Here is a 16,932-nt window from a genome sequence, read left to right as displayed (position 1 = left end):
CGCGTCGTTCAAATCCCAGCCACCGCACGACACCGACGAACGCCTCGAGTCGCTCGAGCAACTCGAGTGCCTACCAAAGCGATCCAGGTCGCTGTCGATTACCGGGACGGGATCGGGAGGTCCGATCCGGGCTCGAGTCGAGCGATTCGTAACCCTTATCAATTCACTCGAGAGACGTAAAACTGTAACAGAGCGCTGGTAGTGTAGTGGTATCACGTGACCTTGCCATGGTCACAACCTGGGTTCAAATCCCAGCCAGCGCATTTCTCCGACTACAACACCGCGAGCACTGCGTAGCAGTGCGAGTATCCGTAGTCCGAAAAATCGGATCTGGATTTGAATCAGGCCAGTCGCGCGCAGCGCAGCGAGCACGTCTGGCCGTGGTTCAAATCCCAGCCAGCATACCGCTTCCAGAAACGTTTCGAGGACCCCGAGACCTCCTCGAGAACTCCCTGCTTTCACGACCGAGTCTTCCGTTCCGAGCTCCTGGAAACCGTTCGCCCTCGAGTCGCACGGTTCGACGGCGAGTTGCCAACCGTCGATTGGCGCGGGTAACTCGAGATGAACCGCGGTCGCACTCGACGCCGACGTGAAACCACTGGTGGGCTTTAAGTCGGTTCGTGGCGGCATCGAACCCGGGATGATCGGACCAGACGACGAGCGAACGAGAGAGCTGGGTGTCGAGTTCGGACCGCTCGCTCACGAACTCGAGGAGCATCAGTATCCGGCGACGAGCGACGAACTGGTCGAGCGTTACGGCGACGCGGTACTGGGACTCCCGAACGGCGAGCAGACGCTGCGCGAGCTGTTCGAGCTGGTCCCCGACGAGCGCTTCGAGTCCGCGGCGGACGCGCGGGTCGCGATCTTCAACACCGTCGGCGATCGGGCGATCGGACGGAAGGGGTACAGCGACCGAACCCCGCCGGCACTGGGCGAGCGCGAGGAGTGGCCCCACGAGTCGTTCTGACCCGAACTCAGGGCGAGACAAGCGTGGTCGTCGCACGAATCCAACCGCGACGTATCGACGCCGCTCGCCGGAGCGATCAACGCCCACGACTGTCGGTTCCGAGAAGCGTTTCCGACTGCGAGTAGCTTTTATACTCCGGGACGATACCCACCAGCGAACAGCCGAACGAACAGGTTCCCATGCAAACTGAGTCCACATCAAGAGACGAGAGCGGCGAACTCCAGTACGAACAGGGCGACGACCGCTACGTCTTCCACTACGACGACGACGATACGGCGACGCTGACCGCAACGATCGTCCACGCGCTCGCGTCGATCGCGGACACGGACGTCTCCCAGGGGGAGTTCTCGCTGTACGACAGCATCGATCCCGATGCCCTCGATCGGATCTTCCGGCCGAAAGCCGACGGCACCGAGCGCACCGGCGGCCACATCGCCTTCACGGCCCTCGAGCACGAGGTGTACGTCTACGCCAACGGCGACATCGTCATCTACCCGCCCGCCGAAACCCGTCGGCCGGAACCACGTCGATAACCTCTCCTCGAGTTCGTCTGCTGCTTTTCTCGAGCCCGAGAGTGCGTCGGGCGTCGTCTGCAGGGATCGAATTTACGGGCCGCAGTGCGGACAGTGTCGAATATGACTGTCGTCGCACTACTCAGCGTCGCACCGGTAACCGAACAGAGCATGGCAGACGAAGTGGCGAAGGCCGTCGAGGCCCTCGAGGAGTACGACGTCGGCTACGAGACGAACCCGATGGGGACGGTGATCGAGGCCGACTCGACCGACGAGCTGTTCGCGGCCGCCCAGGCGGCCCACGAGGCCGTCGACGGCGATCGGGTGAGCACCGTGTTGAAGATCGATGACAAGCGAATCCGGGACACCGCCGCCTCGGAGAAGGTGGAGGCCGTCGAGGAGGCCCTCGGCCGTTCGGCCTCGAGTGACCGGTAGCCGATCAGGTCGGGGCGACCGTCACCGGGCGCTCCGTCTCGAGTAGCACCGACTGGGCGACGCTCCCGAATACCGCCTTGCCGACGGGCGATCGACGGCGAGCGCCGAGGACGAGGAGGTCCGCACCGAATCGCTCGGCCGCGTCGAGGATTGTCGGCTCGGGACGGCCGGTCGCCGCGTGGACGTCGGTCTCGGTCCCCGCCTCCCGCAATGCCGTAGCGATTCTCGAGACCGTCTCCGGGAGTCCCTCGAGGCAGTTAGCTCCTCCTCGAGCGTACCGACGGCGACATCGTCGATGTCCTCGGCCGAGAAGTCGAGTTCTTCCCGCGCGTGGAGTACGTCGACGGCGATCGATTCGTTCCCGCGGCCAGCTCGCGGACGGCCTCGAGCTGTGCGTCGATCCGGTCGTCGTCGCCGTCGACCGGAACCAGAACCGTGTACATGCTCGAACCGACTGCCGGGACGCATGTCAAACCACGAGTCGGTCTCTGGCACCCAGCCGACCGATGCGGAAGACCGAACTGTCCCGAGTCGCGACCGGGAGTATGGAACAGACGACCATCGACGTACGCGGGATGTCCTGTGTCGGCTGTGAGGAGAACGTCACCGACGCGGTCGAGGCGCTCGAGGGTGTGTCGTCGGCCACCGCGAACCACGAGACCGACGAGGTACGCGTCGAACACGACGAGGGGACGCCCGTCGACGCGATCGGGAGCGCGATCGAGGACGCGGGGTACGAGGCTGACGCCTGAGACGGTCGAGGAAGCGAACTGACAAACTGTTTTACGCCAGACGCTAGAGGGAAGGTATGGAGAGTCTCAACCGGATGGCGATCGAGCTGGTCGACGAAGCCCTCGACTACGCCGAGGAGTTGAACATCGGCGGGTTCGACCTCGAGAACGAGGCGACCGTGCTCGACTTCGGCGTCGAGTTCGACGGCGGGGTCGAGGCGGGACTGCTATTGACGGAGATCCAGACCGCGGGGATGGCGACGCCGAGCCACCTGCTGGGCGAGGTCGACGGCACCTCGATCCCCTACGTCGAGCTGACGACCGACCAGCCCGCGCTCTCGTTGCTGTGTTCACAGAAGGCCGGCTGGGAACTCGCCACCGAGGACTTCGAGGGGCTCGGCAGCGGACCCGCACGCGCGCTCGTCGCGCGCGAAGAGGAGTTTCGACGGGTCGGCTACACCGACGCGTTCGATCTGACCGCGCTGGCCGTCGAGAGCGACGAGCTGCCGCCGGCGTCGGCCGCCGAACAGGTCGCCGAACTCGCGGAGGTCGAACCCAGCAGCGTCTTTCTGCTCGCCTACCGAACGGCGAGTCTGGCGGGAAGCATCACGTCGGCCGCGCGCGCGGCCGAGCTCGCGACCTATCGGTTGACGGAGCTCGGGTACGACCCGAACGATATCGTCTCCGCGACGGGTCGGGCGCCGGTCGCGCCGATCGCGGGCGACGAACAGACCGCGATCGCCCGGACGAACGACGCGCTGGCCTACGGCGGCCGGGCCCACCTGACGGTCCGGAAGGACGACGACGTCTTCGACTCGATTCCCTCGACCGCTGCGGACGCACACGGGCGTCCGTTCGCAGAGGTGTTCGACGATCTCGACTGGCAGTTCGAAGAGGTTCCCGCGGATCTGTTCGCGCCTGCGGCGGTCACCGTCGACGTACTCGGCGGACCGACCTACAGCCACGGCGAAACCGATGAAAAACTCCTCGCGGAGTCGTTCGGCCTGTAAGCCGATCCGAGGGTCACCGGCGATCGACCGCTTTTTCGTCCGATCGCGCCTTCCGACGATCGATGAGCGATTCGATTGACACCGTTCTTTTCGATCTCGACGACACCCTCTGTCGGTATCGCCGCGGCGCTGACGAGGTGCTCGAGGTCGCGTTCGAGCGCTCGGGCGTCGGTCCCGTCTTCGAACCGGCGACCTACTACGCCCGGTACCGAGAGTACCTGGAGCGGGCCGACGGCTTCGCCGACTTCCACGAGCGGTGTTTCGGCGATCTGGCCGTCGAGGCGGGCCACGATCGCGCGGACGGCGTCGCGGTCGCCCGCGAGTTCCGCGAGGAACGCGACCAGCGCAACGTCGAGGTACTACCGGGAGCGGCGACGACGCTGGAGGCGCTGGCCGACGAGTACGCGCTGGGGCTGATCACGAACGGGATGTCAGCGATGCAACAACAGAAACTCGAGGCGACCGGGCTCGAGCGCGCGTTCGAGACGACCGTGTTCGCGGGGGAAGACACCGCGCCGAAGCCCGATCCCGAACCGTTCTCGGTCGCCCTCGACGAACTCGGCTCGAGGCCGGGGCGGGCGGTGTACGTCGGGAACTCCCTCTCATCGGATGTCGCCGGCGCTCGAGCCGCAGGACTCGATTCGGTGTGGGTTCCTCGAGGAACGGAAACGACGAATCCGGACCCACGGCCGAGCTACGTCCTCGAGTCGCTGGCCGAACTACAATCCCCGCCCTGGCGGTAACGCTGGTTGCGACCGGCGTGAGGCCGGCTAATTGGCCGGACGGACATCGGTGACGGTGCCGACGCCCTTGCTTCGGCCCTCTCGGAAGACGAACTTCTGGCCCTCCTCGATCAGGTACGGACGGAACTTGAATCGGACCGTGGTTTCGCCGGTGTCGCCCGGCAGCAGCCGCCCGTTCTCGGGCGAGAAGGAGGCAGCCTCGCCGATCGTCTCGAGGTGGACGACCGGCTCGTAGCCGTCGCCGATCCTGGTGGGGTGGTTTAACACCATCACTTCGGCCTCGAACTCGCGAACCGGATCGGGATCGGCCTCGCGGGGGAGCAACACCATTCCGCGCTCGATCGCGCTCTCTTTGACGCCCTTGAGCGCGATCCCGACGATCCGGCCGGCGCTGGCCTGGTCGACCCGGTGGTAGTGCATCTCGATCGAGCGAACCTCCACCTCCTGGAAGCGCCCGTCGGGCATCGGCCCAAGCAGGAGTTCGTCGCCGGCCTCGACCTCGCCGGACATGACGGTGCCCGACGCCACGGCGCCGACGCCGGTAACGGAGTAGCTCCGGTCGACGTACATCCGGAACTCCCCGGCGTCCTGGGAGGTCTTCGGCAGTCGATCGAATAGCTCGTCGAGCGTGTCGAGCCCGTCCATCGTGATCGCGCTGGTCGTCACGATCGGGACGACGCGCTCGCTGATCTCTTCCACGGCGGCGTCGACGCCGTGGCGCGCGACCCGCAGCGGCGACTTGTCGACATCCCGGAGGAGGCGTTCGACCTCGCGTTCGACCTCCTCGCACCGCTCGTCGGAGACGGCGTCGGTCTTCGTGATCGCGACGATCGTCGGGAGTTCCGTCGCCAGCAGGACGCCGAGGTGTTCGCGGGTCGTCTGGGTCGGTCCGTCGTCCGCGGCGACGACGAGCAGCCCGTAGTCGAGTTTCTGGCCGACGAGCCCGCGGATCGTCGTTCGCAGCCAGGGCTCGTGCCCAACGGTGTCGACGAACGAGACGAGTCGATCGGCCTCCTCGACGACCTTCGCGCGGTCGGCCTTGCGATCGGGATTCCGAACGTGGACGGGACCGTTGTCGTCGAAGCCATAGACGGCGTAGGAGAGATCCGCCGAGAGCCCGCGTTCGACCTCGTGGGGCTGGACGTCGAGGTACGCGCGGGTCGCGCCGTCGCCGTCGTCGGCGGTGCCGGTGACGAGCGATCCGACCAGCGTGCTCTTGCCGTGGTCGACGTGGCCGGCCGTTCCGACGACAAGGTGTTCGTCGTCGGTCTCGAGGATCGATCCGTCCCGGACCTGCGCGACGCCGACGAGCCCATCCTCGACGCCCCAGGTCTGGACGTCATCGATGTGGGCGTCGGCCTCTTCGGCGAGCAGGGAGAGGACGTCCATCGATTCGGAGAAGGTGTCGTGGTCGATGCCGGCGAGCCCGCCGTCGTCGGTGACGCCGACGACGTACGTCGCCTCGCCGTCACCCGACAGCAGGCGATGTCGAAGTTGTGCGGCCAGACTCTCCCGGCGTCCGCCCTCGAGGTGGACGTCCCGGAGGAGCCGTTCCTTGAACTCGACGCTTCCGCCGTCCTGTTCGCCACGGTCCAGGGCCCGTTCGAGGAGGACCCGGTCACGGCTCATGGGTGGGGGTAACTGGCGAGCCGATAAAAACTTCCCGGCGGAGAGACGTGTTAGCACGGCACTCTGTCGGTCGACGGGGAGCGTAGCCGACGGCGAGCCCGTTTCGTCGGTCACAATAGCTGATTAACTCCGCCTGCGAGTCGGTAACAGGTGTCTACTCTCGATCGAGCGTGCGACCCGTTCGGAACAACGACTATCGATCCGGGCGTAGTTAACCGAATAATAGGTATTGCTCGTGAAGCGGTATCGTTCGACACGATGCCCTCAAACAACGACATGTTACGGACGTTCCTCGCGGAGCATCCACGACTGATCGGCGCCCTGTTCGCGACCTGCCTCCTGCTCTCGCAGGTCGGAACGGCCGCGGCGGACGTCGGGATCGCCGGCAACGGCGGCGGCACCTGGTAAGCCGTCCTTACCAGACGAACCGATCGTCCGTCGACCAGTACCATTCTTCCCCCCAGCGGACCGGAATCTCCGCCAGCCTGAGGAACCGCGAGAGTGCTCCGCCGGAGACGTCGATTGGCGGGAGTTCGGTGCCCGCGAGGAAGTGCCGATCGACGCCGTCGATGTAGGGGACGTACTGGGCGCCGGGTCCGCTATCGACGTGGTGAAGCTCAAGTCGCAGCCGGCGCTCGCCGTCGCCGATCGGTTCGATCCGGGCGGTGTTCGGGACTCCGCTACCGGCCTGGCCGACAGTAATGCTTCCGTCTCCGACGACGGTGTACTGGTTGCCGACGAGGCGCTGACTGCGGGCGATCGAGGTCGCGTCCCGGATCGAGAACCCGTTGTTCAACAGCCGTGCGACGAGGCGGCCGACGGCGATCGCGTCCCGGTTACCGACATCGCTGAGCGTGACGACGCCGCCGACGCCGCCCCGTTCGATCACACGAACGCCGACGTCGTACGATCGACAGCCGTTGATCAGAAACGCGTCGACGCCGACGTCGGCCAGCGCTCGCGCCTCGAGCACTCCATTCGAGCAAACGAAGGCGCTGTTCTCGACGTGGCCGACGTAGTGGAGGAAGTCGAGGTCGGCCGCGAACAGCTCCCGGAGCTCCTCGGCGGAGACGGATCTGTGTACCGTCACCTCGAACGGGAGCTTCTCGCGCTCCCCGTAGAGGGTGCCGTCGGTCGTATCGAACTCCGCGGCCATCTCGGGGTCGTTGCAGACGATCGCTACCTCGACGGCGTCGCCCGAGGATGAGCGCTCGAGTCCGTTCTCGAAGGCGCTTCGCAGGAGCTTGGTCGCGCCGATCGGGACGCCCTCGCCCAGCCATGCCTGGCCGAAGGCGTCGGTCGGCGGCGGGGAGACGTACGAAAACTCCGCCCCCCGGTCGACTCCCGCGCGAGAACGCGTGAACTCGTCTATCGCGAGCGCGGTGGGCGGGGTCGGGTCGGTCCCGGACCGATCTTCGGGTGCCGGTCGTACGATCGACAGCTCGTCGGCGAGGTAGGGAAGCACGGTCGCGTTCTCCGGTTCGGCTGTCGCGTGCGTAACGAGGTTCCACCGCGGCAGGAGGTCCGCGATCGAGTCGTACGGAATCGAGAGGACGGGTTCGAGCCGGTCGGCGAGCTCGGCCTCGTACAGGTCGTCGAGCGCGAGATCGAATCGCTCCTCGAACCGATCACGCTCGTGGAGATCGACCCGGTAGAGCCCCTCCGTCCGGGCCACGCAGTCGACGAAGAACACCTGCTCGAGCACGCGTTCGATCGATCTGACGACGGCGTTGGTCGTGTCTCCGAGCGAATGGACGAATCCGTCCTCGGTTTCGATCCGCGGGTCCGGCCCGGTCTCGACCGTCGCCGCGAGGTAGTACGCAAGCGGGCTAGCGGCGTAGATCGCCGACCGGTCCGGGGGGACGACGAGGCGGACGCCCGAGTCGGGCGTTTCGACTGCCGACGGAATTCGAACCGCCGACCCCAGCTCCAGTCGGGGCGGGTGGCCCCGAAGCGACGGTAGCGAGCGATCACAGCTGTGGGTCTTCAACGCCGAGCCGAACGTCGAGACGGCACGTGCCAGGTCCGCCGGCTCGGCCGTCGTCGTAACCATGGCGGCGGGGCGTTCGTGTCGCGACCGCGCCCCGAGACCCACCGTCGTCGACTCGCCGAAGTCGAACGCCAGCCGGTCGTCGGCCGACGCGATCGTCACCGGGCTCCGAACGCGAACGTAGAGCTGGATCGGGGCCATCAGCTCGAGGACGTACTCTCCCTCGGGGAGCCGTTCGTAGGCACAGGAGTCGGTCTCGAGCAACATCTCGCCGGTCGGGTCGCGGACGTACACGGGGACGACGTACGGAAAGACCAGTTCGGAAGCCGTCAGCTCGACGGCGCCGTCGACGGGGCGGGAGAATCCAGAGGGTTCGATCGACCGGGGCGAGACCGGGTCGTCGGTTCGGAACGGACACTGCCTGTTTTCGATCGGATCGACGACGGTGAGTCCGGCGCCGTCGTCGAACGGCTGGAACCTCGGATCGGCGGTCATCGTTCGTCGGATCGGGCGAGTCCGATCCAGGCGGTCGTATACCCGCTCTCGTGGAGGTGCCAGCGCTGCTGGGGACCGCAGTCGCCGACGCGAAGTTCGACGGTCGCGTCGAACAGCGACTCGAGAGCGTCGACGAGGGGCTCGTCGCGGTCGACCGGCAACACGTAGTGGCCGAGTCCCGAGACGTCCCGGACCGCCTCGCAGATCGGCTCGAGGAGGGCGACGGTGCCGTCGGTCCCGCGCTCGTCGAGCATCGGCCGCAGCGAGTCGATACAGAGCCGGAGGTCTCCGGGTTCGGAGAGGCGTGTTTCGGTTCCGAACGCGCGGATCCGTGCATCGACGGTCCTCTCGAGTTCGTCGAGATCGGTGGGTTCGTCGACGACAGCGACCGCGTCGGCGACGGGCGCTCCCGCCGACGCGACCGAACGTGCGGTCATCGCGTAGTCGACGATCTGTGCCGATGCGACGTCGGTCGGCGCCAGTCGATCGGAGACGACCCGTCGGTCGCGATCGAGCAGCGCGAGGAGGTGACGGCGGTTTCGGTCGGGATCGCCGAGGAGGTTCGCGCTGGCGAGGTCGACGAGGTCGTCGGGGACGCCGCCGGCGATCAGCACGTTCCCGCCCGTTCGCTTCAGCCGTCCGAGCGTGGAGCCAACGCTGACCGTCCCACCGGGGTCGACGACGACGTCGTGGCCGAGCACCGAGAATAAGACCGTCGCGCCGGGGCGCGAGATCCCGTTCTCCCGCTGCTGGCTGAGGCGGGCCAGTGCGTCCGGATCGATCACGTCTTCGATCGCCGTCCGTACTCGGTCCCGATTCCAACCGGATCGACTCGCGATGGCCGACGCGATGCGTACTGCGACGGCTCGCTCGTCGGGTTCCGCGACGATCGAGACGTGAGTCCACTCGTCGATGGCGGAGACGTCGGTCTCATCCGGGTTCGTGAGCTCGATCACTCCGTCGGCGGTCGCCCGAACCCGGCGGTTCGCGTACCGGAAGACGACGGTCGGCCACGGACTGTCCGGATCGTCGGCTTCAAGCAGTCGGTCGAGCGCGTCGACGTCTACCGTCTCGTTTAACGGCGGCAACTCGAGGGGGGACCGATCGGTTCCGTCCGCGACCCGTTCGACGATCGAGATACTCGGACGAGACCGGATCCCGGGGGCTGTTCCGTCTCTCTCGTCGACTCCGGCCTCGTTCCGGGATCGGTCGTTCGTCATCCGTCACCGGGTACGACGGTCGCTTAGGAAAAGCTCGCGGATGTTATGCAACTTCTGAGAATAATACTAAGTCAGAAATAAGCAAATTTATTTAATTTTCCAGGCTAGTTTTTGTATTGATTTCGTACGTTCCAGCGTAACAGCTCTCTAGCAAGTTTATTAACGTCGGTCGAGTTCGGACAGATATATGGTCGACTATCGCTCGGAAGACCGAGAGGACCACGCTACGACGGCCGAATCGGATGTCGAACTACCCGCCGTCGGTGGGCAGCGATCGTCGGTGGACGAGTCCCTCTCGCTTCTCAGTAGCCGGCGACGACGCGACGTACTCTACTGCCTTTCCGAAACGGAGGTCGCGAGCATCGAGTCGCTGGCAACGTCGATCGCCGCTCGCGAGGTATCAGTCCCTGCCGAACGGGTTTCCCCCGACGATCGGGAGCGGCTACTGATCGACCTCTATCACACCCACCTCCCGAAACTGGCGGATCGGGGACTGATCGAGTACGACCAGCGGAGCGGAACCGTCAGATGGTCCACGGTCGGCGACGAACTCGAGACGCTGCTCGAGCGCTGTTACGAACTCGAGGCCGCGAGCCCGTAACCTCGTCTCCACCCTGATGGTCGACCCGTTCGAACGGTCGTGCCGGGCCCCCTTTCAAGCCACTCGGGTCCGTACGATCTATCATGAGCATCAGTGGCCTCTGCCAGATCTGTGAGTCGGAGCCGGCTCAGGAGCGGTGTGCCAACTGCGGGACGCTCACGTGTGAACAACACTACGAGCCGGGACCGGGGCTGTGTACCGACTGCGTGGCCCAGGGCCAGCCCGACCGTCAGTCCGACGACGTCGACGTCCACCGGTTCTGAGATGGCAGGTACCCGCCGATGACGTCGATCCGCGACCTGCTGGGCGACTCCCTTGCCGTCGGCAAGCGGTTCCGCCTCGAACTCGAGCAGCGAGACGAAATCCTCGTCGCCGCCCACCCTCACGACGCCAGTCCGATGGACGTCGCCGTCGTCGAAGGGCTCGAGAAACTCGAGGAACAGCCGCCTCGAGAGCCGGTTGAGGTCGAGATCGTCGGCCGGGTCGTCGACGGCATGATCGCGGGACGGGTCGTCTCGACGGCTTGCGGGGGCGCCGACACCGACGCTCGAACCGAGTAGGATCGACGCGAACGGTCAGGCGTCGCGGTACCGGTTCAGTCGTTTCTTGAGCCGTTTTGCCGCCTGGCCGCTAGCGTTCGCGAACGCCTCCCCCCTGTCCTCGCCCGCGAAGATGATCCCCCTCGAGGAGTTGACCAGCCCGACCCCGTCCGCGAGTCCGTACTCGACGGCGGCCTCGGCGTCGCCACCCTGGGCGCCGATCCCAGGGACGAGGAAGGGGAGTTCGGGTACCTGTTCGCGCAGGTCCTCGAGTTCCTCGGGTTTCGTCGCGCCGACCACGAGCCCGACGTTGTCGTTCTCGTTCCAGAGATCCGCGAGCGCGGCCACGCGCTCATAAACGGCCTCGCCGCTCGCGAGCTCGAGGTCCTGGAGGTCCTCCCCGCCCGGGTTCGATGTGCGACAGAGGACGAACACCCCCGCCTCCTCCTCGGCCAGAAACGGCTGAAGCGAGTCCCGACCCATGTAAGGGTTGACCGTGATCGCGTCCGCACGCTCGAGCAATTCGGCGTACTGCCGAGTCGTGTTTCCGATGTCGGCCCGCTTGGCGTCGAGCAGGACGGGAACGCCCTTTCCGTGTGCGTAGGCGATCGTCTCCTCTAAAGCTCGCCAGCCGTCGGGGTCCTCGTAGAACGCCGCGTTCGGTTTGAACACGGCCGCGTGGTCGTGCGTGGCGTCGATGATTCGCCGGTTGAACGCCCACCGCGGGAGGTCGTGTTCGGCGAGATGGTCGGGGATCCTCGAGGGGTCCGGATCGAGTCCGACCGAGACGACGCTGTCGACCGTTCGAATGCGGTCGCGAAGGCGATCGAAGAAGTTCATGCTCGACCGTGGTCCGGGCCGGTCGAAAAGATTGCCATCCTTGCGGGCGACCCCGACTGAGGATGGTCGGACGGAAAACAACTCTAAACCTTTGGTTGATTTCTCCGGCCGCGAAAATCGAGTTCCCTGTATCGGACGGTGGGTGGCCAACGGTAAACTGTAACGGTGACCAACAATGTCTACAACAACTCGAAACCGGCTCGAGAGCCGATACGGGGGGATCGACCTCCTCGGCGAACCCCACGCGCTCAGCGCGTGGTTCGTCGTCGCCCTGCGGTTCGTGATGGGCGGAATGATGCTGCTCGCCGGGCTGGGGAAGTTCGCGTTCGTCGGCGGTGAGGCGTTCGATGCAAGCGGCTTCCTGGTCCACGGCGTCGACCCCACCAGCCCCGTCAGCGGGCTGTACGCCGCGATGGCGGGTAACGCGATGGTGCTCGAGGTCATCAACGTCGTCGTTCCGGTTACGCAGGTGCTGATCGGTGTGGCGCTGATCGCGGGCGCGTTCGTCCGGCTGGCCGCCCTGGGGGGAGCCATCCAGATGAGCATGTTCTACCTCGGCGGCTGGGAGGGCGCCTGGCTCGCGGCGTTCGACTACACGCTGATCTACGCCGTCGTTTTCCTGGCGCTGGCGGCGTTCGGCGCGGGCCGGATCCTCGGGCTGGACCGCTACATCGCGCGGATCCAGGTCGGCGGCGAGGCGCTCGTCGAGCGCTTCCCGAAGCTCCGGTTCCTGCTGAGCTAAGCTCCTCTTTACGTTACGTTTCCAGTACTTCGACGAGGTTCCCCTCCGGATCCCGGAGAAAGCAGATCGACGTCCCGCTCGCGGTCGTCCGGGGCTCGCTGATCGTCGGCACGTCCTCGGGCAGGTCGGCGTAGAACCCCTCGAGGTCCGCGACCGCGAGACCGACGTGGGTCGCGCCCGGCTCGTCGAGTTCCGGTGTCGATCGGGGGTTGGCTTCGGAGTCGTACTCGACGAGCTCGAGGCGGACGCCGTTCGCATCGAGGTGGACGAAGTCGGCGCCCGCGCCGTCGACGCCGACGGCGTCGGCAAAGGCCTTACCCTCGACCGAGAACCGGTCGAGCACCTCGAGTCCGAGGACGTCGCGGTAGAACGGGAGCGTCTCCTCGAGATCGTCGACGGTGACACCGACGTGGTGTGCACTGAGTTCCGTCATGGTGTCGTTCGTACGATCGACTCCCAAAAGCGCTTCCGTTCTCCGGTTCGGCCAGCGTTATGGTTCCCTGTGACAATACCGGCCTATGACACGCGTCGCACTCATCGCCCACGACGAGAAGAAATCGGACCTGATCGAATTCGCACAGAACCACGAGGACCAGCTCCAGGAGTACGAGCTGATCGCGACCGGAACCACCGGAAAGCGACTGATGGAGGAGGCCGACCTCGAGATCGATCGCAAGCAGTCGGGTCCGCTCGGCGGCGACCTGATGATCGGCTCGGAGGTCGCCGAGGGCAGGCTCGACGGAATCGTCTTTCTACGGGATCCGCTTCGTGCCCAGCCTCACGAGCCCGACATCTCGGCGCTGTTGCGGATCTGTGACGTCCACGACACGGCGATCGCGACGAATCTCGCCTCGGCGGAGTTCCTCATCGAGGGACTCGCCGGGTAGCCGCGGTCGATTCCGGTCGTCCAGGATCGATCGTCTGCGGACTGGATCGCCCGCAGGCTGGTTGCACGATCGGAACACAATACATAAAACCGGACTGTGCAAACACGGAGACGACGTGGCCCGAAATGAGTGAGATCGCGCTCGCCGCCGACTTCGCTATCATCATCGTCGTCGCCACAGCCGTCGGACTGATCGCCCGGCAGACGGGCCAGCCGACGATCATCGCCTACATTCTGACCGGAATCATCCTCGGTCCGGTGATGTTCGACGTCGTCACCGACGAGGGGCTCGTCGACCTGATGGCCGAACTCGGGCTCGGCTTTCTGCTGTTCTTGCTGGGGATGAAGATGCGCTTCGAGGACATCCGGGAGATCCTCCGTCCGATCACGAACGTCGCGATCGGACAGACGGTGCTCCAGACCGCGCTCGCGTTCCTGGTCGCGCTCGTCCTCGGCTTCGGCACGACCGAGGTGCTCGTCATTGCGCTGGCGACCGTCTTCGGCGCGACGCCGATCATCGTCAAGGTGCTCACCGACAAGGACGAGATCACGTCGCTGCCCGGGAAGATCGACGTCGGGGTGCTCATCGTTCAGGACATCTACCTCGTGGTCGTACTGGCGCTTTTCAGCGCCGACTCGCTCGACAACGCGGGCGAGATCGCCACGACGCTCGCCGTGATCTTCGTCATGATGGGCTTCATCGGCCTCTTCTCGATCGCTTCCTCGCGCTACCTCCTGCCGCGGGTCTTCCGGCGGATCGCCAACAACAAGGACGTCTTCCTGATCGTCGCGATCGCCTGGGCGTTTCTCTTTATCGCGATCGCGGAAGGGTTCGATCTCTCCGTCGAGGTCGGCGCGTTCCTGGCGGGGATCAGCCTCGCACAGCTCCCCTACAGCAAGGAACTCGAGGATCGGATCACGCCGATTACCGACTTCTTCATCCTCGTGTTCTTCGCGAGCATCGGGCTCCAGATCGAGGGCGTCAGCGCTCTGCTGGCCTACTGGCAGGAGGCGATCATCGCCTCGCTGGTGTTGATGGTCGGCAACTTCTGGATCATGTTCTACCTCATCGACCGGGAGGGCTTCAGCGTCGAGACCTCGTTCCTGGGCTCGATCAACATGGTCCAGGTCAGCGAGTTCTCCCTGGTCGTCGGCGCGCTTGCCTTTGCACAGGGGTACATCGACTCCGACGTGCTGGGCTACCTGAGCCTGATGGCGCTGCTGACGATGAGCGTCTCCACGTACATCATCTCGTACAACCACACGATCTACCGCTGGGTGAAGCCGTGGTTCAGTCGGTTCGAGTCCGAGGAGAAGATCGACACCGACCTTGCGGAGTACAAGAACCACGCCATCGCGATCGGATACGACGAGGTCACCGAGCGAGCGCTTCCGGTCCTCGAGGAGCGGTACGGGACCGTTGTCGTCATCGACCGCAAGACCGAACATATCGACGAGATCGAACGCGAGGGACGCTACGACCACATCTTCGGGGACTTCCGCCACGGCGAGGTCCGAAAGGCGGCGAACTTGAAGAACGCGAGCTTCGTCCTGAGCTCGAGCGTTCAGGTCGACGTCAACAAGGCTGTCCTGGACGAAGCTCCGGACGACGCGACGGTGTTCGTCGAGGCCGAGCGGATCGACGATGCTCGCGAGCTCTACGATCGCGGCGCGGCGTACGTCATCATGAGCACGTACCTGACCGCCGAAAAGCTGAGCGAGTTCCTCGAGCAGTACGTCACCGACCGAGCAGCCTTCATGGACGCCATCGAGCAAGATATCGAGCGGATTCGACGCGAGGGGCGTATCGAAGCGGACGAACTGCAACCGGAATCGGCGCGAGCCGAGAGCAGAGGTGAGACCGATGGCTGAGCTGGTCATCGCCCTCTCGGTCGTCTTCGTTACCGCCGGGATCCTGTTGCTGTTCGCGAACCACTTCGGACTCTCGCCGATCCCGTTTTACATCATCGCGGGCCTGATCGTCGGCTTCGCTGGCGAGATGGGAGTGGTCACGATCGAGCAGACCGATCTCGTCGAACTCGCCCAGTGGGGAATCGCCTTCCTGGTGTTCGTCTTCGGTATCCGCGTCGAGTTCGACGCGCTCCGATCCGTTATCAGGGACGGCGAGGGGGCGGCGATCACGCTGTTGGTTGTCGTCGCGCCGATCGCGTTCGTCATCGGCTACCTCTTCGGCGAGTGGTCCGGCTTCGCCGATCCCGTCAGAAACGCGATCTACTTCAGCGCCGCGGCGACCCTGAGCTCGACGATCGTCGGCGCCGGACTGCTCGAGACGGAGATCCGCGACAACCTCGTCCACGGACGGCTCGCCAACTCGATCCACTTCTTCGACGACCTCGTCGCGATCGGGCTCATCCTGATCCTCTCGGCCGAGGCGTTTACCGCGGACGTCGTTACGTCACAGATCGGGTACGGCGTCCTGTTTCTGATCGCGGCGCTGCTCATCTATCGCCACGGGTTCCCGCTCCTGATTCGGCTGGCCGATGGCGTCGAGGAACTCGTCCTGATGGGGAGCATCTCGATTCTCATCGGCTTCATCGCCGCCGCGGAGTATGTCGGTATCTCGATCGTCGTCGGCGCGTTCGCGGCCGGGATCGCCGTCCGCAGCGAGGGCGCCGAGTCGCTCGGCGTTCGAAACGGGATCAGCTCGATCAGGGACTTCTTCGTCGCCATTTTCTTCGTCACCGTGGGCGCGCTCGTCCAGTTTCCCACCGTCGAGATGGCGACCATCGCGCTCGCGCTCGTCGGTCTCGTGCTCGTCGTCAATCCGATCGTCCTCATGCTCGCCTTCACGTACGAAGGGTACGACGCCCGCACGGGCTATCTCGCCAGCTCGAGCCTGAACCAGGTCAGCGAGCTTTCACTCGTCATCGCGATTCAGGCGCTGCTTCTCGGAACCATCGCCCCGACCCTGTTCGACGCGATCATCCTCGCCGCGGCGGTCACGATGATCCTCACCTCGGTCGCCAGACGCTACGAGGACGCCGTGTACGAGCGGGTCGTCAACCGGTTCGTCGGCAGGCGCCAGACCAGAAAGATCGACGAGCGCAGCTACGTCAGAGACGGGCTCGAGGATCACATCGTTCTGGTCGGCTACGGACGCCAGGGCCGGTGGCTCGTCGAGACGTTCGAACGGATCGACGCGGAGTACGTCGTCATCGAGAACGACCCGGTCATCTGGGACGACCTCCGCGCCGAGTGTCGCAACTACGTGCTCGGTGACGCGATGGCTCGGTACCCCTGGCAGAAAGCGAACGTCGACGCGGCGTCGCTCGTCGTCTCGACCGTCGAGCACCGACCCGTCTCGGATGCGATCCTCGAGCAGGCGGACTGCGATACGATCCTCCGGGCCGAAACCTCGCGGGAGGGTCGCGAACTGCTCGACGAGGGAGCGACGTTCGTCAACGTTCCGAACGTCCTCGCGGCGGATCAGCTCGTCGAGACCGTCGAGACGGTGGTCGCGGACGAGCGCTCGCGGGAGACGCTCCGAGAAGAACACCGGGACACCCTCGCCACGCTCGAGCGCTACGGGTTCGCCACGCGGTTCAGCGACGGCTGAGACGGTTTACTGGAA

The 16,932-nt window shown here is 65.4% G+C and carries 21 protein-coding genes and 1 tRNA gene; 15 read left to right on the top strand and 7 right to left on the bottom strand.

All coding sequences use genetic code 11. The annotated features are described in order from the left end of the window. Window positions 1-192 precede the first annotated feature (192 nt). The 4 genes from QA600_RS15960 to QA600_RS15945 all read left to right on the top strand — a co-directional run bounded on the left by QA600_RS15960 (window position 193) and on the right by QA600_RS15945 (window position 1,914). A tRNA-Gly gene (locus tag QA600_RS15960) sits at window positions 193-263 on the top strand. A gap of 377 nt (window positions 264-640) precedes the next feature. After that, window positions 641-967 carry a hypothetical protein gene (locus tag QA600_RS15955; protein WP_278293029.1) on the top strand — a complete coding sequence of 109 codons (327 nt, stop codon included), beginning with the start codon at window positions 641-643 and terminating at the stop codon, window positions 965-967. A 179-nt stretch (window positions 968-1,146) separates the two neighbouring features. Continuing rightward, window positions 1,147-1,500 carry a HalOD1 output domain-containing protein gene (locus QA600_RS15950; RefSeq protein ID WP_278292943.1) on the top strand — a complete coding sequence of 118 codons (354 nt, stop codon included), beginning with the start codon at window positions 1,147-1,149 and terminating at the stop codon, window positions 1,498-1,500. A 102-nt stretch (window positions 1,501-1,602) separates the two neighbouring features. Next, a complete protein-coding gene (locus tag QA600_RS15945; RefSeq protein ID WP_278292942.1) occupies window positions 1,603-1,914 on the top strand; it encodes an MTH1187 family thiamine-binding protein in 312 nt (103 codons plus the stop codon). Window positions 1,915-1,918: 4 nt separating this feature from the next. On the opposite strand, the gene QA600_RS22825 is transcribed toward QA600_RS15945, so the two are convergent. Together QA600_RS22825 and QA600_RS22820 are read right to left on the bottom strand one after the other, a co-directional pair. Then, window positions 1,919-2,125: a universal stress protein gene (locus QA600_RS22825; protein WP_345782034.1), complete on the bottom strand. Its 207-nt coding sequence runs from the start codon at window positions 2,123-2,125 to the stop codon at window positions 1,919-1,921. Between the two features lie 46 nt (window positions 2,126-2,171). Further along, entirely contained in the window at window positions 2,172-2,357 is a 186-nt protein-coding gene (locus QA600_RS22820; protein ID WP_345782033.1) for a hypothetical protein, read from the bottom strand. Between the two features lie 102 nt (window positions 2,358-2,459). Between QA600_RS22820 and QA600_RS15935 the strand changes: the two genes are divergently transcribed. From QA600_RS15935 to QA600_RS15925, 3 genes are all read left to right on the top strand, one after another. Next, the gene (locus QA600_RS15935) at window positions 2,460-2,666 is read left to right on the top strand and encodes a heavy metal-associated domain-containing protein (protein ID WP_278292941.1); all 207 of its coding nucleotides are present in this window, start codon (window positions 2,460-2,462) and stop codon (window positions 2,664-2,666) included. 56 nt (window positions 2,667-2,722) lie between these two features. Continuing rightward, entirely contained in the window at window positions 2,723-3,655 is a 933-nt protein-coding gene (gene mch / locus QA600_RS15930; protein ID WP_278292940.1) for a methenyltetrahydromethanopterin cyclohydrolase, read from the top strand. A 62-nt stretch (window positions 3,656-3,717) separates the two neighbouring features. Beyond that, entirely contained in the window at window positions 3,718-4,398 is a 681-nt protein-coding gene (locus QA600_RS15925; RefSeq protein ID WP_278292939.1) for an HAD family hydrolase, read from the top strand. A 27-nt stretch (window positions 4,399-4,425) separates the two neighbouring features. Here QA600_RS15925 and QA600_RS15920 read toward each other — a convergent pair whose 3' ends face one another. Next, a complete protein-coding gene (locus QA600_RS15920) occupies window positions 4,426-6,027 on the bottom strand; it encodes a GTP-binding protein (protein ID WP_278292938.1) in 1,602 nt (533 codons plus the stop codon). A gap of 258 nt (window positions 6,028-6,285) precedes the next feature. Between QA600_RS15920 and QA600_RS15915 the strand changes: the two genes are divergently transcribed. Next, the gene (locus tag QA600_RS15915; RefSeq protein ID WP_278292937.1) at window positions 6,286-6,435 is read left to right on the top strand and encodes a hypothetical protein; all 150 of its coding nucleotides are present in this window, start codon (window positions 6,286-6,288) and stop codon (window positions 6,433-6,435) included. 7 nt (window positions 6,436-6,442) lie between these two features. Here QA600_RS15915 and QA600_RS15910 read toward each other — a convergent pair whose 3' ends face one another. Together QA600_RS15910 and QA600_RS15905 are read right to left on the bottom strand one after the other, a co-directional pair. After that, on the bottom strand, window positions 6,443-8,512 hold the full coding sequence (locus QA600_RS15910; RefSeq protein ID WP_278292936.1) for a hypothetical protein: 2,070 nt from the start codon (window positions 8,510-8,512) through the stop codon (window positions 6,443-6,445). After that, window positions 8,509-9,732, bottom strand: a complete 1,224-nt coding sequence (locus tag QA600_RS15905; protein ID WP_278292935.1) for a HalOD1 output domain-containing protein — start codon at window positions 9,730-9,732, stop codon at window positions 8,509-8,511. Before QA600_RS15905 ends, QA600_RS15910 begins: the two co-directional genes overlap by 4 nt. A 187-nt stretch (window positions 9,733-9,919) precedes the next feature. On the opposite strand from QA600_RS15905, the gene QA600_RS15900 reads away from it, so the two are divergent. The 3 genes from QA600_RS15900 (at window position 9,920) to QA600_RS15890 (ending at window position 10,893) form a co-directional block, all read left to right on the top strand. Then, window positions 9,920-10,333 carry a hypothetical protein gene (locus QA600_RS15900; RefSeq protein WP_278292934.1) on the top strand — a complete coding sequence of 138 codons (414 nt, stop codon included), beginning with the start codon at window positions 9,920-9,922 and terminating at the stop codon, window positions 10,331-10,333. Window positions 10,334-10,416: 83 nt separating this feature from the next. Continuing rightward, window positions 10,417-10,596 carry a hypothetical protein gene (locus QA600_RS15895; RefSeq protein ID WP_278292933.1) on the top strand — a complete coding sequence of 60 codons (180 nt, stop codon included), beginning with the start codon at window positions 10,417-10,419 and terminating at the stop codon, window positions 10,594-10,596. Between the two features lie 18 nt (window positions 10,597-10,614). Continuing rightward, complete coding sequence (locus tag QA600_RS15890; RefSeq protein ID WP_278292932.1) at window positions 10,615-10,893, top strand: hypothetical protein; 279 nt, start codon at window positions 10,615-10,617, stop codon at window positions 10,891-10,893. Between the two features lie 15 nt (window positions 10,894-10,908). On the opposite strand, the gene pyrF is transcribed toward QA600_RS15890, so the two are convergent. After that, window positions 10,909-11,712 (bottom strand): orotidine-5'-phosphate decarboxylase, encoded by an 804-nt coding sequence (pyrF, locus tag QA600_RS15885; protein ID WP_278292931.1) that lies wholly within the window; start codon window positions 11,710-11,712, stop codon window positions 10,909-10,911. A 175-nt stretch (window positions 11,713-11,887) separates the two neighbouring features. On the opposite strand from pyrF, the gene QA600_RS15880 reads away from it, so the two are divergent. Beyond that, on the top strand, window positions 11,888-12,454 hold the full coding sequence (locus tag QA600_RS15880; protein WP_278292930.1) for a DoxX family protein: 567 nt from the start codon (window positions 11,888-11,890) through the stop codon (window positions 12,452-12,454). 13 nt (window positions 12,455-12,467) lie between these two features. Here the strand turns inward: QA600_RS15880 and QA600_RS15875 are convergent, their stop codons facing one another. Continuing rightward, window positions 12,468-12,887, bottom strand: a complete 420-nt coding sequence (locus QA600_RS15875; RefSeq protein WP_278292929.1) for a VOC family protein — start codon at window positions 12,885-12,887, stop codon at window positions 12,468-12,470. Between the two features lie 85 nt (window positions 12,888-12,972). Here QA600_RS15875 and QA600_RS15870 point away from each other — a divergent pair, with 85 nt between their 5' ends. The 3 genes from QA600_RS15870 to QA600_RS15860 all read left to right on the top strand — a co-directional run bounded on the left by QA600_RS15870 (window position 12,973) and on the right by QA600_RS15860 (window position 16,917). Continuing rightward, complete coding sequence (locus QA600_RS15870; RefSeq protein WP_278292928.1) at window positions 12,973-13,341, top strand: methylglyoxal synthase; 369 nt, start codon at window positions 12,973-12,975, stop codon at window positions 13,339-13,341. A gap of 125 nt (window positions 13,342-13,466) precedes the next feature. Beyond that, window positions 13,467-15,212 carry a cation:proton antiporter gene (locus QA600_RS15865; protein WP_278292927.1) on the top strand — a complete coding sequence of 582 codons (1,746 nt, stop codon included), beginning with the start codon at window positions 13,467-13,469 and terminating at the stop codon, window positions 15,210-15,212. Continuing rightward, entirely contained in the window at window positions 15,205-16,917 is a 1,713-nt protein-coding gene (locus QA600_RS15860; protein WP_278292926.1) for a cation:proton antiporter, read from the top strand. Before QA600_RS15865 ends, QA600_RS15860 begins: the two co-directional genes overlap by 8 nt. Window positions 16,918-16,932 lie beyond the last annotated feature (15 nt).

The sequence above is a fragment of the Natronococcus sp. A-GB1 genome (genome assembly GCF_029688845.1).
Lineage (GTDB): Archaea > Halobacteriota > Halobacteria > Halobacteriales > Natrialbaceae > Natronococcus.
This window is presented reverse-complemented; position numbering and strand designations above follow the sequence as displayed.